2 protein-coding genes are annotated in these 3,767 nt (G+C 69.7%); both read left to right on the top strand.

Going from position 1 to position 3,767, the window contains the following annotated elements; translation table 11 throughout:
* Positions 1 to 3,215, top strand: a 3,215-nt coding sequence (locus GH737_RS13600) for a strawberry notch family protein (RefSeq protein ID WP_196233194.1), incomplete at its 5' end; no start/stop codon positions are given.
* 168 nt (positions 3,216 to 3,383) lie between these two features.
* Positions 3,384 to 3,767 (top strand): PilZ domain-containing protein (locus GH737_RS13595; protein ID WP_196233193.1); only part of this gene is annotated, 384 nt, incomplete at its 3' end.

Here is a 3,767-nt window from a genome sequence, read left to right as displayed (position 1 = left end):
AGCCGCTCCGGCCGGCCGCCTCGATCGCGCCCGCCGCGTCGCGGGATGCCGTCGCGCTCGAGTACCGAACCCTAGACGAGCCGGCGCCCGCGGACGGGCAGGTCGGAATCTATCTGCCTTACCGACCCACCAGGGTCAGGATATCCGGCGCGGCGGCCCACCCGACCGCGCTGGTCGAATCGATGGCCATGGGCTCAATCGCCGCGCCAAGGCCGGACCATGTCCCGTTGCTGCCCGCGGGCCTGGTCGGGCGCGGGCTGCTCTCCGACGCGCAGCTCGAGACATTGATCTACGCCGGCTCCGCGTTCGGGCGCGACCTTCCCGGTTGTTTCACCGCGATCGATGACGGCTGCACGCTCGAACCGTCGGAGGAGGGCGCGGCCTATCGCTGCGGCTATTTCCTCGGCGACGGCACCGGCGCCGGCAAGGGGCGGCAGATCGCGGGAGCCATCCTCGACCAGTGGCTCCGCGGCAACCGCCGTCATCTCTGGATCAGCAAGAACCAAAGCCTGCTGGAAGATGCACGCCGCGACTGGACCGCGCTCGGCGGACTGGGTCTCGACATCCAGCCGCTGTCCCAGTGGAAGCCCGGGAGCGCGGTTACGGTCGACCGCGGGATCCTTTTCGTGACCTATCCGACGCTGAGATCCGGCCGCGCGGACTCGACCCGGCTGCAGCAGATCCTCGACTGGGCGGGTCCCGGTTTCGAAGGTGTCATCGCGTTCGACGAGGCGCATGCCATGGCCAACGCCGCCGGTGGCGAAGGCCGGCGCGGCAGCACCAGGGGATCCGAACAGGGAATGGCGGGCGTGAGGCTGCAGAACCTCCTGCCCCGGGCCCGGGTCCTCTATGCCTCGGCGACGGGCGCGTCGGACGTCAACAATCTCGCTTATGCGGCTCGACTCGGCCTGTGGGGCCCCGAAACCGCCTTCGCCGACCGAGCCCAGTTCGTCGCGGCGATCCGCGACGGCGGAATTGCGGCGATGGAGCTGGTCGCGCGCGACCTCAAGGCGCTCGGGCTCTATGCCGCGCGCGCCCTGTCGTTCGCCGGCGTCGAATATGACATTCTGGAGCATTCCCTCACCCCGGCGCAGGTCGCGATCTACGATGCTTATGCCGACGCCTGGGCGATCATCCATACGCATCTCGAGCAGGCGCTCGAGGCCACCCGGATCGTCGATTCCGCGACCGGCGCAACCCTCAATGCCAATGCCAGGTCGGCGGCGCTGTCGCGCTTCGAGGGCGTCAAGCAGCGCTTCTTCGGCCAGCTGCTGCTGTCGATGAAGCTTCCGAGCCTGATCCCGGCGATCGAGGCCGACCTCGAGCGAGCCCATGCCGTCGTGGTGCAGCTCGTCTCGACCGCCGAGGCGATGCTCGACCGGCGCCTCGCCGATCTCTCGCCGGAAGAGCGCGAGGGGCTCGAGATCGACCTCTCCCCGCGCGAATATGTGATCGACTATCTCACCGCCGCGTTTCCGACCCGCCAGATGCGCCTGTTCACGGACGCCGAAGGCAACACGCGCTCGGAACCGATGAACGACGGGGAGGGACGGCCGGTCCATTGCCGCGCCGCACTCGACGCCCGTGACTCGCTCATCGAGCAGCTCTGCGCGCTTCCGCCGATCGCGACCGCGCTCGACGCGCTCCTCGAACGGTTCGGAAACGAGCTCGTTGCCGAGGTCACCGGCCGCAGCCGCCGGCTCGTCACGAAGGACGGCCGGCAGACGCTCGAGCGCCGCTCGCCGCGCTCCAGCCTCGTCGAAGCCGATGCGTTCATGCGCGGCGACAAGCGCATCCTCGTCTTTTCGGACGCCGGAGGAACCGGCCGCAGCTACCATGCGTGCCTTTCGGCGGCGAACCGTGCGCGGCGGATCCACTATCTTCTCGAGCCGGGCTGGCGCGCCGATGCCGCGATCCAGGGGCTCGGCCGAACCCACCGCACGCGGCAGGCTTCGGCGCCTTTGTTCCGCCCGGTGACCACCGACGTCCGCGGCGAGCGGCGCTTCATTTCGACGATCGCCCGGCGGCTGGACTCGCTCGGCGCGCTGACCCGCGGGCAGCGCCAGACCGGCGGCCAGAACCTCTTCGACCCGGCCGACAATCTCGAGAGCCGCTATGCGAGGGATGCGCTGGCCGGCTGGTACCGCCTGCTCTTCGCCGGCAAGCTTCGGTCGGTCAGCCTCGCGGCCTTCCAGCAGCTCACCGGGCTCCGGCTCGAAGGCCAGGACGGGGGCCTGCGCGAGGACCTGCCGCCGATCCAGCGCTGGCTCAACCGGCTGCTCGCACTGCGCATCGATCTGCAGAACGCCATCTTCGACGAGTTCCTCGGACTGGTCGAGGCGCGCGTCGCGGCGGCGCGCGACGCGGGCACCCTCGACATCGGGATCGAAACGGTTCCGGTCGACAGTTTCGAGGTGCTCGACGACCGAGTCGTCCGGACCGATCCGCGGTCCGGCGCAACCACGCATCTGCTGCGCGTCGAGCTCGCCCGGCGCATCCGGGCGCTGAGCCTGGACAGGCTTCTCGAGCTGCGTGCCGGGCGGCCGGGAGCAGTGGCGCTGGTGAACGGCCGCTCCGGCAGAGCGGCGCTGCGTGTCGAAGCCCGCAGCCTGCTGTCCGAAGAGGGCCTGCCGGTTCCGCGCTGCGAGCTTGTCCGCCCGACCCGCCGCGAACATCTGCCATGCGACCGTCTTTCGGAAACGCACTGGGAGCGGGCGACCGACGCCGCTTTCGCCGAAGCTTGGTCGGCCGAGGTGCGCGAAGCCGAGGCTTCGCTGCGCCGGGACACCATCCATCTCGCGGCCGGGCTATTGCTTCCGGTCTGGGACAAGCTTCCCGACGATCATGTGCAGGTGATCAGGATTGCCGCCGACGACGGACGTACTCTGCTCGGCCGGGGGATTCCCGCGGCCTGTCTGGGCGAGCTCGGCGACCGCCTCGGCCTCGAGATGGAGATCGCTCTGCCTGTCGGCGAGCTCGCCGCGAGCGTGCTCCGCACCGGCAAGCCGCTCCCGTTCCGCGGTCCCGAGCCGCTCATTGTCAAGCGCGCGCTGGTGAACGGCAGCCAGCGGATCGAGCTCGGCCGGTTCAGCGCTGCGCGCCTCGCCTGGTACAAGGCGCAGGGCTGCTTCACCGAGATCATCCGTTACCAGACGCGCCTGTTCGTTCCTGTTGACCGTGCTGCGGAGGTGCTCGCGCGTCTTGCGCCTGACTGACGGCCGCTTCAACACGCCTGGGTTTCGGGCGTGCGCATCCGCGGAGTTCGGCACGCATTGCAATCGCTGCTTCCGCGCGCGGCACTGTGACATCACTGCAGGAATTCTTCTCCATTCCGGAACAAAGCTTTAGAGGTCCGCGACCGCGTCGCGCCTAAAGGCCGGCCGGTGTATTCAGGGGGTCCTCAGCAACGTCACACGCCGCGCGAGCTGCGCCGGCGCGTCGTCATCCCCGCGCGGCTTCGGCACGGCGCTTCGTGGAGCGATACCTGCATCCTCAACGTTTCGTCGCGCGGGCTCATGATCCACAGTGGCCGACCCATGCTCGAGGGCACGCAGGTCGAGATCCGCCGCGGCGATCATGTGATCGTGGCGCGCGTGATGTGGCGCGACGGCGGCCGCGCGGGACTGCGGGCGGAAGAGCGTGTGCCGGTCGAAGAGATCATGACGCTGGGCCAGTCGCCTTCGCTCCAGCTCACCGCAGCGACCGGCGAGCGCCGCAGGCAGCCGCGTTCCGAGGAGCGCAGCGGCCTGCGCGGCAGGGCGATCGAG

This window comes from Sphingomonas segetis, assembly GCF_009720245.1.
Classification (GTDB): Bacteria; Pseudomonadota; Alphaproteobacteria; order Sphingomonadales; family Sphingomonadaceae; genus Sphingomicrobium; species Sphingomicrobium segetis.
This window is presented reverse-complemented; position numbering and strand designations above follow the sequence as displayed.